This is a genomic window from Flavobacterium magnum, from assembly GCF_003055625.1.
Classification (GTDB): domain Bacteria; phylum Bacteroidota; class Bacteroidia; order Flavobacteriales; family Flavobacteriaceae; genus Flavobacterium; species Flavobacterium magnum.
Genome location: NZ_CP028811.1, coordinates 2,758,080 through 2,778,546 on the forward strand (window position 1 = coordinate 2,758,080; position 20,467 = coordinate 2,778,546).

The following is a 20,467-nucleotide window of genomic DNA, read 5'->3' on the forward strand; positions in this document are numbered from 1 at the left end:
GCGTCTCCGTTTGATTCGTAAGCTTATTGTTTCGGATAAATCAAAGTCTCCGCCGTCTCAAAATCAACCGACCTGTCATCATTGATAAAGTATTTTAGGATCACCTCACCCCAGATATCGGTATTGTTGAAATCGGCTATGATCCAGCGGTGGTTGATCACCTTGACATGGTTGATGATGAATTTCTTGCCATCAATCATATCAAAACCCACGTACTTATTGCCTTTCGGGTCGTCGTTGTACCCCACCAGCTTCTCTTTTACGTATGGAATCAGTTTCTGGTAATCCACAAACTCCCCGCCCGCCGTTTTCTCAAAGTAGTCCTGTGCCTGCTGGTTGGTTTCGTATGAAAAGTACTCGGCTTCCGACAATTTATTTTTGAGCATTGATACGCTGTCAGAAAGTACTTTCGTTGTTTTGGCCAATTCTTCCCTTTGAAAGCTATTTTCCTTGCTGTAGTACATGTAAGTGAAAATATTGACTAAAAGTGCCAGGATAAAAAGGTAAAGGAACAAGGATTTTTTCATGTTAAATATTGATTTCTAAATTGTCGTATGCTAGAAAAACGTTCTTAGGCAAAGTCTGCTGCACCGCTTCATGAAAACCAAAAACGTGGCTGATGTGCGTCAGGTAGGTTTTACCCGGATTAATCGCCCGGATAAAGTCAAGCGCCTCCTGCAAATTAAAATGTGTATCGTGTGGTTCAATCCGCAGCGCATTGATAACTAAAACGCGCAGCCCGGAAAGTTTCGCAAGTTCTTCGGGCGCAATGGTCTTGACGTCGGTCAGGTAGGCAAAATCATCGATGCGGTAGCCAAAAACCTGCAGCGTGCCATGGTGCGCGTTAATCGGGACAATCTGCTTTTTTCCGAAAATAAACGGCGCATCGGTCACCTCATGCACGTCAACTGACGGCGCGCCCGGATATTTGTTCTCCGTCTCAAAAATATAATCATACCTTTTCTTCAGGTTCTCGAGCACCCGGACGTGCGCGTACAGCGGAATGGGGCCCTGCCTGAAGTTAAAAGGCCGGATGTCGTCGAGTCCCGCAGTATGGTCAGCATGTTCATGCGTAAAGAAAATGGCATCCACGCGTGAGCAGCCTGAATGCAGCATCTGCTGACGAAAATCCGGGCCGCAGTCGATTACGAGCGAAGTATCTTCCCAGGAAATCCAAACCGACACACGAAGGCGTTTGTCCTTAGGATCAACACTATGGCATACAGGGTGGCTGCTCCCGATCACGGGGATGCCCTGCGAGGTGCCTGTGCCTAAAAAATATACTTTCAACCGAGTTAAATTTTCACAAAAATAAAACAATTATCTTTTGTAAAAGCCCCGTTTTGTTAACTTTGTAAAGTATTATAGTGATTGAAAAATGGATATTGAAATAAAATTGAAGGGTGACCGTGTCATCGAACAAATTCCTTCTACAAAAGACAAAGCACTGCGCATCAACCTGAATGAAAACATTTACGGGACATTTGCGGAAATCGGTGCCGGACAGGAAACGGTGCGTCACTTTTTCAGATCCGGCGGTTCTTCAGGAACGATTGCCAAAGCCATGTCAGCTTACGACAAGGATTTCAGCGATGCCATTTACGGCGTAGAGGACGATGGGCGTTACGTAACCGAAAGCAGGCTGAAGAAGATGCTTTCCCATGAGGTAAGCCTGATTGAAAAGCGCCTGAGCCGGGAAAAACATCCAAACAAATTGTTTTTTAGTTATGCCAATACTGTCGCGACTATTGACTTTGCCAAGCAATTCAAGGGGCACGGCTGGGTTGGGATCCGCTACCAGATCGAACCTGATGAAGACTACAATGAAATCATCATCCACATCCGTTTTAAGGAAACCGACGCCCGACTGCAGCAGGAGACGCTGGGAATCCTCGGTGTGAACCTGATTTATGGGGCGTTTTACAAATACAACGACCCGAAGAGATTACTGCGGTATTTGTACGACCACCTTGACAAGGACCAATTGGAAATCGACACAATCAATTTTTCCGGACCGCGTTTTGCCAATATCGACAACCGCCTGATGAGCCTCCAACTCGTCAAGAACGGTATGACCGACGCTGTGATGTTCGATCCCGATGGAAACAACATCCTTCCCGCGGCCATCCTATACAAGAAAAATATCCTTGCGCTGCGTGGCAGTTTCAGGCCCGTCACCAAAGTAAACATGGACATGTATGAGAAATCATATAAAATGTTTCTTGAGGAGAATAAGGTGGAGAAAGAAAATACGTTGGTGGTGTTTGAAATCACGCTTTCGAACCTGCGATCTGACGGGGAAATCGACGAAAGGGATTTCATGGATCGTGCTGAACTGTTGTGTTCATTGGGCCAGACTGTGATGATATCCAATTTTCAGGAGTATTATAAAGTGGTCGAATATTTCTCAAATTATACCAAAGCCCGTATGGGACTGGCAATGGGCGTGAACAACCTGGTCGATATCTTTGATGAGAAATACTACCGACACCTCAGTGGCGGTATTCTCGAAGCATTCGGGAAATTATTCTATCGTGACCTCAAGGTGTTCTTATACCCGATGCTTGGTGATGGCGGAGAAATCATCAATTCGGAAAACCTCAAAGTACACCCAAGGATGAAGGAATTGTATAAATTCTTTAAATTCAACGGAAAAGTGGTTGACATCGACGACTTCGATCCCCATACCCTTGAAGTGTTTTCACGCGAAGTGCTTAAAATGATTGTGAACGGGAAAAGAGGCTGGGAAGGTATGCTCCCGAGCGGTATTGCCGAGTTGATCAAGCAGCACCAGCTTTTCGGGTATGACCCAAACAAAGTGCTTGAAGAAAGTAAATAATGCGAAATAAACCCGTTATGGGGTATCGCCAGAAAACAAAGCCGGAGAATCACACTCCGGCTTTTATATTTACTATACACCGCTAACGGATTTGCCGTCGGCTATTTCAAAATCTGCCCGGCATGCTCCTTACTTTTCACATCGGTGATCACTTCGTCAATCATCCCGTTTTCATCAATAACAAATGTCGTGCGATGCAGCCCGTCGAACAGGCGCCCCATAAATTTCTTTGGTCCCCAAACGCCGAACGCGTTAATCATCGATTTGTCTTCATCGGCAATCAATGCGTAAGGCAGGTCGTATTTGGTCCTGAATTTCGATTGCTTTTTCACCGAGTCGGGACTCACACCGATTACCTCGTAGCCTTTCGCCAAAAACATCTGGTAGTTGTCGCGAAGATTACACGCTTCTTTGGTACACGTCGGCGTGTCCGCTGCAGGATAAAAGAAAATTACAAGCTTCTTTCCCTTATAATCTGACAGGGAACGCGTGTTGCCATCCTGGTCGATTCCTGAAAAATCCGGCGCCTTCTGGCCTTTTTGTAAAGTTGTCATGTTTATTTTTTGTTTTACTCCGCGTCGTCTTTTTCATTTTGCGGCACTTTGGTTAAGTTTGACGCCCTAAAGTTAGTGACACTTTACTGGAAACCCGTAACTTTAAACCCTAAACTTTAATCCTGCAATGACACAAGCCCAAAAAGCCCGGTTCGTTATGGAGAAACTCGATGAGCTTTATCCGAACATTCCGATTCCGCTTGATCATAAAGACGCCTATACGTTGTTGATTGCAGTATTGCTTTCAGCGCAATGTACCGATGTCCGTGTCAACCAGATCACACCGATATTGTTTGCGAAAGCAGACAATCCCTATGATATGGTGAAAATGTCGGTGGATGAGATTAAGGAAATTATCCGTCCCTGCGGATTGTCACCCATGAAATCCAAAGGCATTCACGGCCTATCGGAAATCCTGATTGAAAAATATGACGGGCAGGTGCCGCAAAGCTTTGAGGCCCTGGAATCGTTGCCCGCAGTAGGTCATAAAACCGCCAGCGTCGTGATGTCTCAGGCCTTTGACGTTCCGGCTTTTCCGGTTGACACGCACATCCACCGATTGATGTACCGGTGGGGTCTGTCGGACGGAAAAAATGTGGTACAGACAGAAAAAGATGCGAAGAAACTATTTCCGGAAAGCGCCTGGAACAGGCTTCACCTGCAGATGATATGGTATGGGAGGGAATATTCGCCTGCGCGTGGATGGCATCTTGAAAAAGATGTGATCACAAACACGATCGGAAGCAGGAAAATGCTGAAAATGCTGACTGAAAAACCAAAAAAGATTTAGTTTAAGTCCGCCACTCTTTACCATCGATGTCGTCGAAACCTATGACACCCTGGTTAATATCGTAATATAACTTATTTACTTTCCGGGGATAATTCCCTTCAAGGTCGGCCGCAGCCTGCGGAGACCATGACAAAAACAAACATGCAAAAAATAGGAAGAATGATTTTCTGACAGCCCTGAATTTGGTTAATGTAAAAATCCCGCCCGGTCAGAGACGGGGCGGGATTCCTGATCAATTAGCAATATTCTCGATCTTTAATTTACCTACTTTGATATAGCTTAACGCTTTCGAATAATTCAATAAAAAGGAAACTGTTTCTTTTTTAGGTTGCATTTTAGGAGTTGCTAGTGTTTTCTTAGAGTAAATTTTCGCCATAATGGAATTGTTTTGTTTCCATAACAACGCAGCAATTTTACCCTTAGTATTAGTTCGTTAAAATTATTTTATTTTTGTCAATAATCTTACGAAGGTTCATCAGCGCATACCTCATGCGACCCAAGGCCGTGTTGATGCTCACGCCGGTCAGGTCCGCTATTTCCTTAAAGCTCATATCCTGATAAATCCGCATCAGCAACACTTCGCGCTGGTCGTCAGGCAATTCCATGATGAGTTTCTGCAAATCTTTTTCAATCTGGTTTGTAATCATCCTGGCCTCGATATTCGGCTCGTTGTCTGACATGTAAGAGAAGACAGAATATTCCTCAGTGTCCCTCGACATCGGCATTTTTTTATTCCTCCTGAAATGGTCCACAATGAGGTTGTGCGCGATACGCATCACCCAGGGCAGGAATTTACCTTCTTCGTTATATGCATTGGATTTTAAAGTCTTGATAACCTTAATAAAAGTGTCCTGGAAAATATCATCGGCGATATCCCTGTCAGAAACTTTGGAATAGATAAATCCGTAGATTTTTGATTGGTGTCTCTTAATTAATGTAGCCAAAGCATTTTCGTCACCTGCTACATAGCTCTTTAATAATAAAGCGTCCGGGGTTTGAACATTAGCCATAAAATTAACTTTTTAGTTTTTGATTGAAAATTGAAAGTGGTGTTCTAAAAAGTAATTTTCTGTATAGGCCTTTTTGTTTAAGAGATTTGATTACAATCCAAATGTTGCGTAAAAAAAAATTAAATTCCAAACACTACATCAAAATTTAACACTTTTCCTGCCAAATAATAAAAAGTGCTTTCATATTGCTTAAGAAATGTCAGTTTAATCGGAAAATTGTAATCTTAAACATCATAAAGCCGTGCGGCGGTTATAATTTGAAATCAAGGTTTTGCAGTAGTTCGTGCCATTATGATTACCTTTGTAAAAATTGCTTTTTACCCCATGAAATCTGATATCGCTTCCGCAGAACCCAAGAAAAATATCATCATAAAAGGTGCCCAGGTGCACAATCTCAAGAACCTCGATGTCGCCATTCCGCGGAATAAACTCGTGGTAATTACCGGATTGTCCGGATCAGGAAAATCCAGTCTCGCATTCGATACGCTATACGCCGAGGGACAACGCCGTTATGTGGAAAGCCTCTCTTCCTACGCGCGCCAGTTCCTTGGAAGGCTTGACAAACCCAAAGTGGAATACATCAAAGGCATCGCTCCGGCCATCGCCATCGAACAGAAGGTCAATACGACCAATGCGCGTTCCACCGTCGGCACATCCACTGAAATATACGATTACCTCAAATTGCTTTTTGCGCGCGTTGGTAAAACGTTTTCTCCCGTATCGGGACGCGAAGTCAGGAAGGATACCGTAACCGACGTCATCAATGAAGTGAAATCGTTCCCGGTAGACAGCCGTTGGTTGCTACTGGCTCCGGTGTTCCCGGAGAAAGACCGGACGATTGAAGAAAAGCTTGGCGTGTTGCTGCAACAAGGTTTCGCAAGGATTTCGGTGGATCGGGAGCAGTTGCGTCTTGATGATCTTAAAGGCGTGTCGCTCGCGGGGAAAGAGATCATGCTTGTCGTAGATCGGATTGTCGTCAAGGAAGACGAGGAATTTTTTAACCGACTTTCTGATGCCGTACAAACCGCTTTTTATGAAGGAAAAGGCAAATGTGCGCTCCAAGACGCCGATTCGGGAAAGCGGATCGATTACAGCAATAATTTTGAGCTCGACGGAATCTCATTTCCTGAGCCGAATGTACACCTGTTCAGCTTTAACAATCCTTACGGTGCCTGCCCGGTTTGCGAAGGCTATGGAAATATCATCGGGATAGACGAAGATCTTGTGATTCCGAACACGGCCTTATCGATTTATGAAAATGCGGTGTACGCCTGGCGCGGTGAAAGCATGGGTTGGTACCGGGACGTATTGGTAAACAGCGCCTATCTGTTTGACTTCCCCATCCACAAGCCGTATTACCAATTGTCAGAAACACAGAAGGAACTGCTTTGGAACGGCAACAAACATTTCACCGGATTACACGATTTCTTTAAGGAACTGGAGGAAAAAAATTATAAGATACAAAACCGTGTGATGCTCTCACGCTACCGCGGAAAAACCAAATGCTATGCCTGTAAGGGCAAACGCTTACGGCCGGAAGCATCGAACATCAAGATTGATGGCAAGACGATTTCTGACTTGGTAGATATGCCCATCAAGAATCTAACGGCATACTTTAAAGGTTTGCAGATTTCTGAATTTGACCAGAAGGTAGCCCGTCGGTTACTGACCGAAATCAACAACCGGCTTGGTTTCCTGAGTGAAGTGGGTCTTGATTACCTTACACTGAACCGGAATTCCGCATCACTGTCAGGCGGGGAATCACAGCGGATCAACCTCGCGACTTCGCTGGGCTCAAGTCTTGTGGGATCGATGTATATCCTTGACGAACCCAGCATCGGACTGCATCCTAAAGATACCGAAAGATTGATTAAAGTCCTGCTTTCGCTCAGGGATCTGGGGAATACCGTCATCGTTGTGGAGCATGATGAAGACATTATGCGCGCAGCAGATGTCATTATTGATATCGGCCCCGAGGCAGGAACCCACGGCGGTCAGCTCGTTGCGCAGGGCGATTACGATACGATCTTAAAATCACAGTCCCTGACTGCAAAATACCTGAATGGTGACCTGGAAATCAAGGTGCCGCGCACACGCCGCAAATCCGGGACGTATATCGAGATTCTGGGTGCCAGGGAAAACAACCTTAAAGACGTAGATGTCAAATTTCCGTTGGAAATGCTTACCGTCATTACAGGAGTTTCCGGGAGCGGTAAAAGTACACTCGTCAAAAAGATCTTATTCCCGGCCATGCAGAAAAAACTGGAAGGCGTCGGTGAAAAAGCCGGCCAATTTACCGAAATGCGCGGCTATTACCATAAGATACAGCATATCGAATATGTCGACCAAAATCCCATTGGAAGGAGTTCACGTTCGAATCCAGTGACCTACATTAAGGCGTATGACGACATCCGCGATCTGTATGCCAAAGAAAAGCTGTCCAAAATCCGCGGCTACCAAGCCAAGCACTTCTCGTTTAACGTAGACGGCGGTCGTTGTGAAACCTGCAAAGGCGAAGGTTCGATCAATGTGGAAATGGTATTCATGGCCGATGTGCAACTGCCATGTGACACCTGTGGCGGCAAGCGTTTCAAGAAAGAAATACTAGAGGTTAATTTTGAAGGAAAGAACATCGACGACATCCTGACGATGACCATTGACGATTCCATTGACTTTTTCACCAGCGCAAAACAAACGAAAATCATCCAGAAACTGCAACCATTGCAGGATGTGGGATTGGGCTATGTTCAATTGGGGCAGTCCTCCTCTACCCTTTCCGGTGGTGAGGCGCAGCGCATAAAGCTGGCCTCCTTCCTGGTAAAAGGCGCCACAAAGGAAAAAGCATTATTCGTATTCGATGAGCCCACTACCGGACTGCATTTTCATGACATCAACAAACTCATGGCATCGTTTGATGCACTGATTGACAAGGGGCATTCAATTATCGTAATTGAGCACAACCTCGACCTGATCAAATGTGCCGACTGGGTAATCGACCTCGGACCTGAAGGCGGTGAGAACGGCGGTCATTTACTTGCCGAAGGTACGCCGGAAGACATCGTAAAAAACAAAAATTCCATAACCGGGAAATACCTTAAAGAAAAACTCTAACCCTGCGACTTCCGTTTTTTCTTTTTGATGGCGGTCTTGATTTGATGTGTTTCCTTTGCTTCATCGATAGAGTGCGAATGTTGCAGGCTGTCCTCTTTCTTTGACAATTCAGCGAGCAGCACGTAATACCGCTGCAGCACTTTCATTTCGGCTTCAGACAGGTCTTCCACATCGACAAGTCGGTTGCTGGCGAACTCGTGTGAAGCGACCAATTCGTTAAGCTTTAATTGTATCGCCATGGAATCCTTATTCTGCGCCTTCTGGATCAGGAACACCATCAGGAACGTTATGATTGTGGTCCCGGTATTGATGACCAATTGCCAGGTTTCCGAATAATTAAAAAAAGGTCCCAATACTGCCCAGATCAATACGATGGCAAAGGCGCCCAGGAAAGCGGGTGTGCTTCCGGTGGCTTTAGTGACTTTGGAGGCAAATTTTTCAAAAACGGACAACTTTTTATTTTCTTTTTTTTTCATGGGGATTGCTTTTAAAAGGAGGTTTTCAAGTTTTGCCTAAAGTACAAAAATTCGGAGTCATGGATCAGTGCAGGACGCGCTAATGCCAACCAATTTCAAATTATGACGTCATTCCAATTGCAATGAAATCTTATCTCAATTTGAGCTTTGACAGTGACTGGTCAATGACCGCGTTGATTTCCGACGAAATGGAGAACTTGTAATTGGCGAAGACATAGACTACCGTAATCAATATTGACTTTAGCGCAATGTTCAATATGGGATGGAACGGGAATTCCCAGAAATAAAACGCAAGGAATGTCACGGAAATGATGCCAAAAGACTTCAGCGTATTGATTGTAAACGGATACAGTCCGAGTTTTCTCACCACAAAATACAGTTTGACCGAATTGTACATAAAAACCGTAATCAGCGTCGCCAATGCCGACCCGTTAATGTAATATAAAGGTATCAGCAGCATATTCAGTCCGATCATCACAAAAACGGTCAGTACCCCTAAAAACAATGCCCAACGGTAGTATTTGGTATTCAGTATGATGGCGTTGTTGTTGCCAAGAATCACATCATAAAATTTTGACAGCCCGATCAGGAACACCGCCATTGTACCTCCGGCGTAATTGCCCGGAATGATAAGGTACATCTGGTGGATGTTCAGGAAAATCCCAAGCATGATCAATCCGCCGAATACCTGGAGCGTAATGGCACTTTTCTTATACAAATCATCGACTTCATCCATCTTCTGCTCGCTCATCAGTCGGGCGGTAATCGGGTAAATGATCTGCAACATGGCGCGACTGGGCACCGCTATGACGGTCGCAATGAAAATCGCAAGCGAGTATACGGCGTTGTCGTCCCATTTGGTGTAAAACGGGATCATCACCTTATCGAAATCCAGCAATAAGGTCGCTACGCTGCCTGAGACGATGATAAACATGGAGTACGTGAGCACCTCTTTCGCATTGTCGGGCAACAGCAACGTGAGCTTCGGCATACGGATCTTAAAGGCATAGGCCATCATCGCGAGCAGTTGGAGCGCATAAGCGGCAGCAAGGCAATAAATGAACATTTCCTGCCGCATGACACCCAGATGCACGGCGATAAGCATCAGCGTGACCAATATCCTGACAAGAACCTCACTGATTAAATTCCCGAAAACAGATTTCATGTGCACTTTCACCCAGGCGTAAAATATCTCAAAGTAAGCCATACAAAAGCCGATTACGGCAATGAGCCACATGTAGTGCCTCGCTTCGGGCTTTTTGGCCAGCAGGGAGGCAATCTCATCGTAAAATACATAGCCCACGCAGCAAATCGGGATGATAAGCAACAGCGGAAGCCACAGCATAAAACTCATGAAGCGTTCGCGCTGCTCCTCGGATTTGCAGTAGGCAAAAAACCGGATCAGGGAATTGTGTGCACCCAGGGCCATGATAGGCATCAGGATATTGGCCGCGGAAAGCAGGAAACTCACGATCCCATAGTTCGTTTTCGACAGGAATGTCGTGTACAGGAACATTGCATTGATCGCACCAATCCCGAAACCGAAATAAGTGATGACCACGTTGCTTGCCGATTGACGGAGTACGATTCCCATTATTCGCCGCAGATGTTATTGTAAAAATCGACCATTTCGGGGATGTTCTTTGACGTGAATTCCTTGCTTTCGATTTTTTCTATTAATTCGGGACAATCTTTGAAATAATCCTTTGTCATTTTTTTCCAATTGAAAAGCCCCCAGAGTTTTCCCGCATATTCGTCATTTTCCCGTTTCAGGTAAAATGTGACATTTTCGATATCAGGGTCGACGTACTTACGATCAAGCCCATAGTCATTAGGTTGGGAATGCACTTTTTTAGCAACCCTTCCGTAAAGTGTCACTGTGCCTTCACTGAAAACCTTCAGTAAAACCGGATGGAAGTCATTGCTTCTGATGGTGACATACCGATACTCGTGCTGAATATCGTCAAGCATTAAAAATATTCCTTTGCATTTAGTTTCATTCCAGATATCCGCTTTTCCCTTAGAAGAAATTCTAAACTTTATGACATCATGATCCTTGATGATACCCTGTTGTACAATCTGTCCGTAATCCTCAAATTGCGTACTGCCATTCACAATGAGTGTAGCCTCTGTGTCCTGTGCAAAAAGATTGGCCTGAAAAAGGAAAACAAGAAAAAAAAGAAACTTATCCATTTGCCTTTTTTAATAATGACGCCAATTTTGCTGTCAGTTGCTTACGCGAATATTGTTGCAAGCCTACCGGGTACACCTTCAGGTTATTTTCCCTGTAAAGTTCGTAGTACGCTAAAATAGAACCTTTTAGCGATGCTTTCTGATCATACGTAAAAAACTTCCCTGTATTGGTCTCTTTTAATATCGAAGCAAAATCGGAACCTTCCGGGCCAATACCGATTATCGGCCTTTCGGAAACCATGTATTCGAATAGCTTTCCGGGAATGATGCTTTTGGTATCGTCAGAATTGATTTCGATCAACAGTAAAACCTGAGCACTTCTTTGTTGCTTAACAGCTTCGGAATGTGGCACATATCCTAAATTATTTAAATAGGAATCCAAACGGTGTTCGGAAATGGAATCCAGGACTTCCCGGCTCACAGCACCAATTAGTTTTAATTCGAAATCATTTGCGAAAGCGGAATGTTCCAAAACCAGTTCGCTTAATGATTCCCATAAAATCCGCGGGTTCCTTTCTGATAAAAAAGAGCCAATGTGTGCAAGTGAAAATTTTGCATCCCGCTCAATTTTACCGATAATTTCGGCATCATAACCATTTGTGATGACTTCGATGGGCCTGGAAGTCAGCGAACGGAACTCGGTTTTTGTAGTGTTGCTGGTCACTAAGACGGTATCGGCGGCGGTTAACACTTCACGCTCAAGCTTCTTGTGTTTTCCTGATGCGTAGGAAGATAACTTCAACGCTTTATGATATCCGATCGTTGTCCAGGGATCTCGAAAATCGGCAACCCAGTTCACCGTAAATTCCTTTTTTAATCCAAGTCCGATTAAATGCAGGCTGTGCGGTGGCCCGGAAGTGATGATGGTGTCAATATTGTTGTCCCTGATGTATCGCGACAGGTATTTCACGGACGGCTTCACCCAGAGGACACGCGCGTCAGGGATAAAAAGATTGCCGCGCACCCAAAGCATCAGCCGTTCCAACACGGATTGTTTCTTTTGGTGTGGAATAATTCCTGAACTCAGTTTGCGGCTTTTCTTTCCTGAAAAAGCTGTTGCGAGTCCGTATGGTTCGGTGATTTTATGCTTCAGGATGATGGCCCTGTCGGTCACGTCAGCCAGCAACCCTTCATCGACAATCGGATACGTAGGGTTTTCAGGGACGTATACGATCGGCGTAATGCCAAAATCGGGAAGATATTTTACGAATTTAAGCCAACGCTGCACTCCGGGACCACCGGCTGGCGGCCAATAATAAGTGATGATCAGTACTTTTTGCGGCCCGGTATCCAATAGTCTTAATTTAGGCGGATTGGGTTTTCCTTTTGTTTTCGATATATATTCCGCCAACCAACAGCAGCAGCATCAAGCCCGCACTGACGAGTGAGATCATACTGCCCGTCTTTACCACCTGCGGTTCAAACCTGAATTCCACCGTGTGTTTTCCGGCAGGAATCTCCATGGCACGCAATACATAATCAGCACGGAAATGCGGCGAAGCTTTCCCATCAATGTAGGCATTCCAGCCTTTAGGGTAATAAATCTCAGAAAATACCGCAAGTCCGTTTCCGGTGTTGTTCGTAGCATATTTAAGGTAATTCGGTTTGGACACCTCAAGCCTGATGGTTGCAGTGCTGTCTTTGGCGAAATTCCCGGCTTTCAGTTCGGGGAAAGCGGCGGTGTTGACTACTGCTTCATTCTTAAGGTCATCTTTGGCAAGCGACTTCATTTCATCATCTGCGGAAGCGACGGTTTTCACTGAAGAGACAAACCACGCATTGCCATTTGCAAACGGATTGGTCACCGGAAGTTCGCCGTCACGCGTGGCAACGATCAGGTATTTTACATTGAGGAGGTCTAACGCCGGAATACTCGTTTTCAGGCTTAATGTCTCCGGGTCAATGATTTCAGCGAGTTTGCCCAGCTTTGTATCAATCTGGTAATCGATGACTTCATCGAGTCTCCTTGGCCGTACCGCGCTGTATCCGCCAATGGATTTATGGAAATAAGAGGCTTTCGCCTGCATCCTGCCCTGAATGTCATACACGCGGTAATTGCTTTTGTCTTTGAGGATTTCCTGATCGGCCTGTGTCGGCTCAAACGGATGTTCCACCTGATACTTGTCGACAAACTTGTCACTCGCGACGTACCTTTTATCCACCAGGACCAAGTCGCCAACCATCAGTACGCCCACAAGAATGACGGCAAGCACGTTCGACAGTTTACCCTTCATATGCATCCATAACACACCGCCAGCGACCAGGATAAGCAGCAGGGAGCGCCACAAATCAGCCGAATACAATGCTTTCCTGTCCTGGATGAGCGCGTCGATAAATGCAGGATCCATACCCTCATCATTGATACTCGTAAAACGGAACATGCCTTTGCACACCAACAGCAACAACAGCAGTCCAAGGCTCACCATTGCTGAATATTTTAACGATTTCCATTGGCTTTCCCTGTCGGATTCGAAATAACTTTTCAATCCCATGATGGCCAGCACAGGCAGGCACAGTTCCAACACGACCTGGATTGAAGATACGGCACGGAATTTATCATACATCGGCACATGGTCAATAAAAAAGTCAGTCAATGCCGGGAAGTTCTTACCCCACGATAGCATCAGCGACGCCACCGCAGCCGCGAGGAATGCGTATTTTATTTTCCGCCTGTCATTAAAAAGTCCGAGCACACAAAGGAAAAAAACAATCGCCCCCACATAGGCGGGTGCCGCTACGCCGGGCTGATCTCCCCAATACACGGGCATGCCATCTGCGGCGTATTTCACGGCTTCGTCTCTGGAAAGATACTGTCCTTCAGCTACTTCCTGTGTTTGCAGGTATTCAACAACTTTAGCATCAGATCCTAGCTTTTCGCCGTTTGAACCGCCGAACAATCCGGGTGCAATCAGATCAAAGCTTTCGGCAATCCCATAGCTGTATTGTGTGATGTAATCGCGTGGCATTGAGGTTTCCTCGTGCTTTTGCCCATCAGGTTTGAAAGTCAGTTCACTTTTGCTGCGCATGCTGAAACCGGTATATTCCGCCGTTGCAAGCAAGCCCGTCGCATTCGCACCGACCGCCAGCAGCACGGCGCCCGCGAGGCTCGCAAACGCGACAATTAAAGGTTTGAACTCTTTCGCCCTGATGAACGCATAAACGAAGTACACAGTGATGGCCAGAAGAAGTATCAGCAGGTAATACGTCATCTGGAAATGGTTTGCATTGATCTCGAGCGCGACGGCGACCATCGTAAGCAGCGCGCCGTAAATATAACGTTTCCTGAATACGAGTAAAGTTCCGGCAACCACGAGCGGCATGTACGCGATGGCATGTGCTTTAGCATTGTGGCCGACACCGAGTATGACGATGAAATAAGTTGAGAATCCGAAGGCCAGGGCACCGAAAAATGCCTTCAGCGGATCGGTTTTCATCACGAGCAAAAGGCCGTAAAACCCAAGGAAATAAAGAAATAGGTAGTCAGCCGGGCGGGGCAGGAAACGCAATACGCCATCGAGTTTCTTTACATAATTGTGAGGATAGTTCGCCCCGAGCTGGTACGTGGGCATGCCACCAAATGATGAATTTGTCCAGAACGGTTCGGTATTTTCCTGTGCGCGGAAGTCGTTTTGTTCCTTAGCCATTCCGGTATACTGCTGGATATCGGATTGCAGTATGGCCTTATTCTGTAAAACGGGATAGAAATAAACGAGTGAGATAAGTACGAAGCCGAAAATGGCCAATGCATGCGGAAAGAACCTGTTGAAAATCTTCATTTGGTCGGTTTAAAGTTTGCATTCCCTCCTGAAAATACAGGCCATCGCGCCGCGAAAGCGCCTGGGAATCTTATATTGCAAACTTAATCAATTTCTTCATAATCCACATACTCGCCCACTTTTTTGGTTTCGCGCGGCCTGGTCGATTTAGCGGTGTCAAAAATCACCTCGTCGCGGTTCTGGGTCTGCTGCCGGTTGTGATACTGCTGCTGTTGCTGTTGGTATTGCTGCTGAAAATTCTCGCCGGCTTTCTGCACGACTTTCTTCACCACCACTGGAAGGAAAAGCTTCGCAATGTATTTGAATATATAATAGAAGACGATAATGTAGAAGATCGTCTCGAGCAGTGAGGTCAGGTTGGCTGTCTCCATGGGGAATAAAATTTGTCAAATTTAACGAATCCGCACTATTAAAATTGAAATGTCTTTCATAAATAAATAATAAATTATAGTACTTTTGGGACACATTGTCCTACCCAATACCGCACTCATGAGCAAAACCAGGATTTGTTTTCTACTGTTATCTTTTTTCGGGGCCAAAAGCATTTCGGCACAGTACACCGATGTCATCAATTCCAACCGGCCCGGAAAATCGCTTTCCGCATTCTCCGTAGGGAAAAGTGTTTTTCAGGCGGAAGGCGGACTGAGCGGCTTTGTCGAAAAGCACAAACTGCTCGCCACCGATACCAACGGAATCGATGCAGACTTAAGCCTGCGGTGGGGGCTTTTTTATGAACAGCTGGAATTCATGTTCGACCTGCAGTATCAGTATGACGCATACAATACCCCGCTGGGCAGCGAAAACAGGAGCGCCTTGAGACAGACGGTCATTGGTGCGAAATACCTTTTTTACGACCCGAACAAAAATTATGAGGAAAAACCCAACCTCAAAAGCTGGAAGGCGAGCCACAAATTCAAATGGAGGGAATTTATTCCTGCCGTGGCCGCGTATGCCGGCGTGAACCTGAATTTTGACAACCCTTTCACGTTTGAAACCGATCCAGCCGTGAGTCCGAAACTGATGGTCATCACTCAAAACCAATTCTCAGGAGGATACGTCTTTGTTACCAATATCATTGCTGATAAAGTAACGAGTGATTTTCCGAGTTACGGACTGATCCTGACGCTGACAAAGGGCATTACGGAAAAATGGTCGGCGTTTATTGAAAACCAGAATTACAAGAGCGATTATTACTCAGATGCGCTGCTACGCGGCGGCGCGGCCTATCTTATAAAAGAAAACATCCAGCTCGACGCCTCAGTGACTTTCAATATGAAAGAGACACCGTCGGTATTTTCGGGCGGAATCGGGCTTTCCTGGCGCTTTGATAAGAACTACAAGCCGGTCCTCATCCGCAGCGGCAAGAACGATGACAAGGATAAGGACAAAAAGAAAAAGAAGAAAAAGAAGCGCAAAGACGAAGTGGAAGTAGAAAAAGCACCAACCAAATGATCCGTATAAAGGAAGCCGATACACCAAAACTGATGAGGGAATTTGTGAAATTCCCTTTTTCGCTTTACAAAAACCACCCTTACTGGGTTCCGCCGCTGATTGATGACGAACTGGCGGGCTTTGACCGGAAATCCAATCCCGCGTTTGAAACGGCGGAAGCGATTTTCTACCTTGCGTTTAAAGACGATGTAGCCGTGGGACGCATTGTGGCCATTATCAACTGGGATGAAGTCAACAAACAGGACAAACGGAAAGTGCGCTTCGGTTGGTTTGATTTTATTGACGATATCGAAGTGAGCCGCGCATTGATTGAGAAAGTGTATGAACTCGGCCGGAAACACCAGCTCACTTATGCAGAAGGCCCGATGGGATTTTCAAATCTGGATAAAGTGGGCATGATCACGGAAGGTTTTGACGAAATCGGTTCGATGATTACCTGGTACAATTATCCATACTACGGCAAACACATGGAGCAGCTGGGCTATGTGATGGAAAAGGAGTATCTGGAAAATAAATTTCCTTTTGCCAATGTGAAGCCTGAAATGTTCAGTAAAATCCAGGAGCTGATCAAGAAGCGGTACCAGCTTACCCCGATGAATTTCACCCGCACCAAAGACATTATGCCCTACGTCGACCAGATGTTTGACCTTTTTAACCGAAGCTACTCAGATTTGTCCTCGTTTGTGGCGATCAATGACAGCCAGATCGATTATTTTAAGAAGAAATACATCGGTTTCATCAACCCGGAATACATCAAGTTTATTTTTGACAAAGATGAGAACATGATTGCCTTCAGCATCGTCATGCCTTCTTTTTCCGATGCGCTGCGTAAAGCCGGGGGCAGACTGTTCCCATTCGGTTTCTACCACCTTCTGAAAGCGAGGAAAAACAGCAAAAAGGTGCTATTCTACCTTATAGGCGTTTTGCCCGAATACCAGAATAAAGGCGTAACAGCCATCGTCTTTGCAGAATATTACAAGACTTTCATGGAAAAGGGAATTAAGGAATGCATACGCACCCCCGAACTCGCCGACAACCACGCTATCCACAACATCTGGAAAAATTTTGACCCGGTAACATTCCGCAAACGCGCGACGTTCAGGAAAGACATATAGCGATCCGCGAACGCGACAACGATTCAACTTATCCAGCCGGATTGCAGTGCGCGGTTTGCGCGTTATGGCTTTTCGTCACACGCTACAGGCTGCAACACGGTGTTGCCGTCAAACCTCAAGGTGCGTTTGTCCTTGAAGGTAACATTCCCTTTTCCGTCATCAGTAATGTCGCCGTAGCCCTCGATAAACGCATCCCCCTTTTTAAGGAATGCGACTTCGCGCTGTGAGGTCTGGCCCTCGGCGGTAAAAATGTAGTTCGCAAACAGCGTGTCGCCGTGCATTTTACCGCTGATGGTTCCGTCACTCTTGTCCTTCTCGAAGAAATTATACGTCAGTTTTCCCGATGGCACTTCATTGCCTTTTACATCCACCGTCAGCATGATGGTATCCTGCTTCAGCACCGCGCGGTAACATTCGGTAGCGGCAGCCGCCACTTCAGGAACCGATGAAGGCGTGATGTCCGCTTCCGGTATTTTGTTTTCTTTTTTACAGCTGGCCAGTGTCAATACGGCTGCAGCAAATAGTGTCTTTTTCATAATTTATTTTTTATATCATAAATTTAAGGATAAATGACGGAAGCGGCAATCAGAAAAAGCGATAGTTTCCGACAGGCAACACAAAAAAAGCCGCCGGTAAAACCGACGGCTAATTTTTTCCATCAATGTATATCTTTCTTATGAAACGTCGACAGTGCGTTCCCCGGCCAGTTTGAGGTAAGTGCCATTTGTAAGCTTTTCCCTGACTGCTTCGAATGCATCAAGCGTCTCATTAATGTCTTCAATGGTGTGAGATGCCGTCGGTATCATCCTGAGCAGGATAATGCCTTTCGGAATGACAGGGTACACCACTATTGAAAGGAAAATATGGTAGTTTTCACGTAAATCATTCACAAGCATCATGGCCTCAGGTATGCTGCCATTGAGATATACCGGCGTGACGCAGGTGTTCGTATCGCCTATATCAAATCCGCGCGCTTTCAATCCGTTTTGCAAAGCATTGACATTTTCCCACAATTTGTCCTTCAGTTCAGGCATCGTCCTTAACATGCGCAGCCTTTTGAGGGAACCAATTGTTTGGATCATCGGCAAAGCCTTGGCAAACATCTGCGAGCGCAGGTTGTATTTCAGGTAATCGATAATCGCTTTGTCTGCCGCAACAAACGCGCCGATATTGGCCATTGATTTGGCAAAGGTTGAAAAATACACGTCAATTCCGTCCTGCACACCCTGCTCCTCACCTGCCCCGGCCCCGGTTTTCCCGAGCGTACCGAAACCGTGCGCATCGTCGACCAATAAGCGGAAATTGTATTTTTTCTTGAATTCAACAATCTCCCTGAGTTTTCCCTGCTGCCCGCGCATGCCGAAAACACCTTCGGTGATGAATAATATGCCGCCGCCGGTTTCCTCGGCCATTTTGGTGGCACGCTGCAGGTTTTTCTCCATACTCTCCACATCGTTGTGGCGGTAGGTGAAGCGCTTGCCCATGTGCAGCCTTACGCCGTCGATGATACAAGCATGCGAATCGACATCGTAGACGATAATATCATTTTTCGTGACCAGCGCATCAATGATTGACACCATGCCCTGATAGCCAAAGTTGAGCAGGTAAGCCGACTCCTTCATGACAAATTCCGCGAGTTCACGCTCAAGTTCCTCATGGGCAGTCGTCTGTCCGCTCATCATGCGCGCACCCATCGGGTAGGCGGCACCATATTGCGTCGCTGCTTCAATATCGGCCTGGCGTACTTCGGGATGGTTAGCCAATCCGAGATAATCGTTGATACTCCAGTTCAGTATTTCCTTTCCGTGAAATTGCATGCGCGGCCCCAATTCGCCTTCGAGTTTTGGGAACACGTAGTAACCTTCTGCCTGAGATGCCCATTTTCCTAACGGGCCTTTATTTTCCTGTATCCTTTCGAATAAATCTTTTACCATGTTGCTTCTGTTTCGGGCTTATTTCCCGCTTGGTTTCGCGTGCAAAAATAAAGATTATCGTGCAAACGGCGGGGGATTTTTTGCTTTTTTTTAGGACTTGATATACACTTTGATTGTTGCGGATAGAGAAGGTAATGGAACCTGGTTAATGTCTGCGAATAGCGCATCGGCCAATGCAGTCATGCCTGTGACGCTGCGCAGGCCCTTCGGGGTTCATACAAGCTTTGGTTTATTTCTAACAAATTTAAGCGGGCTAAAAAAAGTCACTTTGGCACCACTTTGCAACTTTGATACTTTAAACCTACCTTTACCAAAAAACACTTCATGTCACTCAACAACAACCATAAAGAATTACGCCTGGCCGTACTCATTGATGCCGACAACGTGCCTTACAGCAACATCAAAGGGATGATGGAGGAAATTGCCAAATACGGCACCCCCACTACCAAACGCATTTATGCGGACTGGACCCGTCCCAATGCCGCGGGCTGGAAGACCGTGCTGCTCGATCATGCCATAACGCCAGTCCAGCAATACAGCTATACCCAGGGGAAAAACTCATCGGATTCGGCGCTGATTATTGATGCGATGGACTTGCTATATACTGACAAGGTCGACGGATTCTGCATCGTATCGAGCGATTCTGATTTTACACGCCTCGCCATCCGGTTGCGTGAATCGGGAATGACAGTCATTGGGATCGGTGAGAAAAAAACGCCTCCTTCACTGATTTCGGCCTGCGACAAATTCATTTATATTGAAGTGCTTGAGGGCGCCGTCCAGAAAAAAGCGTCTAAACGGATCGCTGCAACGGCGGTCAAAAAAACGGTCAACAAGCCTGCTGAAAAGGCCGTTGAGCGTCCTGTTGTAAAACCGGTTCCAGGGAAACAGGTTGTGAAAGCGCCTGAAAAAACCGAGGAAATCCCTGCGCCCGCGCCGATACCCGCAACCAATGCTGACGGCACTATAGAGGAAGAAACCATCCAGCTGATTGAATCCTCAATCGATGACATTTGCGATGATGATGGCTGGGCATTCCTCGGCGATGTGGGCAACCTGATTGTACGTAAAAAGCCTGAATTTGACCCGCGGAATTATGGGTTCAACAAACTGACGCCCATGTTAAAATCGATGTCAGATATCCTTGAGATTGATGAAAGGGATTCCGACAAACGAGGCATCAAACACGTTTATGTTCGGCTGCGGCTCGGATGAAC

General features: G+C 46.0%; 18 protein-coding genes. 6 read left to right on the forward strand and 12 right to left on the reverse strand.

What is annotated here, in order from left to right; translation table 11 throughout:
- Positions 1 to 23 precede the first annotated feature (23 nt).
- Complete coding sequence (locus HYN48_RS11705; RefSeq protein WP_108371929.1) at positions 24 to 527, reverse strand: hypothetical protein; 504 nt, start codon at positions 525 to 527, stop codon at positions 24 to 26.
- A gap of 1 nt (position 528) precedes the next feature.
- Entirely contained in the window at positions 529 to 1,290 is a 762-nt protein-coding gene (locus tag HYN48_RS11710; protein WP_108371931.1) for an MBL fold metallo-hydrolase, read from the reverse strand.
- 88 nt (positions 1,291 to 1,378) lie between these two features.
- Between HYN48_RS11710 and HYN48_RS11715 the strand changes: the two genes are divergently transcribed.
- Positions 1,379 to 2,839 (forward strand): nicotinate-nucleotide adenylyltransferase, encoded by a 1,461-nt coding sequence (locus tag HYN48_RS11715; RefSeq protein WP_108371933.1) that lies wholly within the window; start codon positions 1,379 to 1,381, stop codon positions 2,837 to 2,839.
- Between the two features lie 101 nt (positions 2,840 to 2,940).
- Here the strand turns inward: HYN48_RS11715 and bcp are convergent, their stop codons facing one another.
- On the reverse strand, positions 2,941 to 3,393 hold the full coding sequence (gene bcp / locus HYN48_RS11720) for a thioredoxin-dependent thiol peroxidase (RefSeq protein ID WP_108371935.1): 453 nt from the start codon (positions 3,391 to 3,393) through the stop codon (positions 2,941 to 2,943).
- 127 nt (positions 3,394 to 3,520) lie between these two features.
- On the opposite strand from bcp, the gene HYN48_RS11725 reads away from it, so the two are divergent.
- On the forward strand, positions 3,521 to 4,183 hold the full coding sequence (locus tag HYN48_RS11725; RefSeq protein WP_108371937.1) for an endonuclease III domain-containing protein: 663 nt from the start codon (positions 3,521 to 3,523) through the stop codon (positions 4,181 to 4,183).
- Between the two features lie 425 nt (positions 4,184 to 4,608).
- On the opposite strand, the gene HYN48_RS11730 is transcribed toward HYN48_RS11725, so the two are convergent.
- Entirely contained in the window at positions 4,609 to 5,193 is a 585-nt protein-coding gene (locus HYN48_RS11730; protein WP_108371939.1) for a sigma-70 family RNA polymerase sigma factor, read from the reverse strand.
- Positions 5,194 to 5,517: 324 nt separating this feature from the next.
- Here HYN48_RS11730 and uvrA point away from each other — a divergent pair, with 324 nt between their 5' ends.
- On the forward strand, positions 5,518 to 8,304 hold the full coding sequence (uvrA, locus tag HYN48_RS11735; RefSeq protein WP_108373605.1) for an excinuclease ABC subunit UvrA: 2,787 nt from the start codon (positions 5,518 to 5,520) through the stop codon (positions 8,302 to 8,304).
- On the opposite strand, the gene HYN48_RS11740 is transcribed toward uvrA, so the two are convergent.
- The 6 genes from HYN48_RS11740 to HYN48_RS11765 form a co-directional block, all read right to left on the reverse strand.
- Positions 8,301 to 8,780 carry a low affinity iron permease family protein gene (locus HYN48_RS11740; RefSeq protein ID WP_108371941.1) on the reverse strand — a complete coding sequence of 160 codons (480 nt, stop codon included), beginning with the start codon at positions 8,778 to 8,780 and terminating at the stop codon, positions 8,301 to 8,303. The genes uvrA and HYN48_RS11740 overlap by 4 nt on opposite strands.
- Positions 8,781 to 8,910: 130 nt before the next feature.
- A complete protein-coding gene (locus tag HYN48_RS11745; protein WP_108371943.1) occupies positions 8,911 to 10,374 on the reverse strand; it encodes a lipopolysaccharide biosynthesis protein in 1,464 nt (487 codons plus the stop codon).
- Positions 10,374 to 10,973, reverse strand: coding sequence for a hypothetical protein (locus HYN48_RS11750; RefSeq protein WP_108371945.1), 600 nt, complete (start codon positions 10,971 to 10,973; stop codon positions 10,374 to 10,376). The genes HYN48_RS11745 and HYN48_RS11750 overlap by 1 nt, the downstream gene beginning before the upstream one ends.
- Complete coding sequence (locus HYN48_RS11755; protein ID WP_108371947.1) at positions 10,966 to 12,267, reverse strand: glycosyltransferase; 1,302 nt, start codon at positions 12,265 to 12,267, stop codon at positions 10,966 to 10,968. The genes HYN48_RS11750 and HYN48_RS11755 overlap by 8 nt, the downstream gene beginning before the upstream one ends.
- Before the next feature lie 10 nt (positions 12,268 to 12,277).
- The gene (locus tag HYN48_RS11760; RefSeq protein ID WP_108371949.1) at positions 12,278 to 14,749 is read right to left on the reverse strand and encodes a YfhO family protein; all 2,472 of its coding nucleotides are present in this window, start codon (positions 14,747 to 14,749) and stop codon (positions 12,278 to 12,280) included.
- An 83-nt stretch (positions 14,750 to 14,832) separates the two neighbouring features.
- The gene (locus tag HYN48_RS11765; RefSeq protein ID WP_108371951.1) at positions 14,833 to 15,120 is read right to left on the reverse strand and encodes a DUF4834 family protein; all 288 of its coding nucleotides are present in this window, start codon (positions 15,118 to 15,120) and stop codon (positions 14,833 to 14,835) included.
- 118 nt (positions 15,121 to 15,238) lie between these two features.
- Here HYN48_RS11765 and HYN48_RS11770 point away from each other — a divergent pair, with 118 nt between their 5' ends.
- Together HYN48_RS11770 and HYN48_RS11775 are read left to right on the forward strand one after the other, a co-directional pair.
- Positions 15,239 to 16,201: a transporter gene (locus HYN48_RS11770; RefSeq protein WP_108371953.1), complete on the forward strand. Its 963-nt coding sequence runs from the start codon at positions 15,239 to 15,241 to the stop codon at positions 16,199 to 16,201.
- On the forward strand, positions 16,198 to 17,316 hold the full coding sequence (locus HYN48_RS11775) for a GTP cyclohydrolase (protein WP_108371955.1): 1,119 nt from the start codon (positions 16,198 to 16,200) through the stop codon (positions 17,314 to 17,316). Before HYN48_RS11770 ends, HYN48_RS11775 begins: the two co-directional genes overlap by 4 nt.
- Before the next feature lie 62 nt (positions 17,317 to 17,378).
- Here HYN48_RS11775 and HYN48_RS11780 read toward each other — a convergent pair whose 3' ends face one another.
- Together HYN48_RS11780 and capB are read right to left on the reverse strand one after the other, a co-directional pair.
- Entirely contained in the window at positions 17,379 to 17,852 is a 474-nt protein-coding gene (locus HYN48_RS11780; protein ID WP_108371957.1) for a hypothetical protein, read from the reverse strand.
- 138 nt (positions 17,853 to 17,990) lie between these two features.
- Positions 17,991 to 19,250, reverse strand: a complete 1,260-nt coding sequence (capB, locus tag HYN48_RS11785; RefSeq protein WP_108371959.1) for a cysteate-C-fatty acyltransferase — start codon at positions 19,248 to 19,250, stop codon at positions 17,991 to 17,993.
- A gap of 324 nt (positions 19,251 to 19,574) precedes the next feature.
- Between capB and HYN48_RS11790 the strand changes: the two genes are divergently transcribed.
- A complete protein-coding gene (locus tag HYN48_RS11790; protein WP_108371961.1) occupies positions 19,575 to 20,465 on the forward strand; it encodes an NYN domain-containing protein in 891 nt (296 codons plus the stop codon).
- Positions 20,466 to 20,467: the final 2 nt, after the last annotated feature.